Source organism: Bradyrhizobium sp. Kon37 (genome assembly GCF_055807535.1).
This window is the reverse complement of sequence record NZ_JBVVOY010000125.1, coordinates 1-483: the sequence shown is the minus strand read 5'-3', so window position 1 is coordinate 483 and position 483 is coordinate 1. Positions and strand designations below refer to the sequence as shown.

Here is a 483-nt window from a genome sequence, read left to right as displayed (position 1 = left end):
ATTCGCGTTTGCGTAAGTCAGGCGTGATGGCAAGCGGCACAAACACCGTCAGGTCACCACGGCGTGCAAAGTCTTCGCCCAGTACGTGTTTATTGAGCGGCGACAGCGCATCGAGCAACGGGAGCAGCTCCTGTTCACACCAGTCCTGAACGATGCCGTGGCGCATTTGTGGTATCAGCGATTCAAAATCGTCCGGGGCTTCAAAACGCAGAACCGGGATATCCCGCGCTGGCGTCATGGCGGCTTCAATCAGCACGCGTGACAGATAAGCGCCCCCGGATTTTTTAGGAATGCAGCCGTATTCCTCGTCGGCACTCTCTTTATTCGGCGCATTCCGGTACAGGCCATCACGCCAGGCTTTTTCCGCTTCCGGCGACCACGGCTGATTCGTGACGTAACAGATACGTCGGTATAACCCGTCAGCGATGGCATCATCCAGCGTGATGCGGTGAACGCTGTAATCCTTGCGCCCCTCGCGCGCAT

At 57.3% G+C, this 483-nt stretch carries 1 pseudogene; it reads right to left on the bottom strand.

What is annotated here, in order from left to right:
• Positions 1-483 (bottom strand): annotated as a pseudogene (locus AC0L3J_RS37410) (hypothetical protein); the annotation flags it as partial.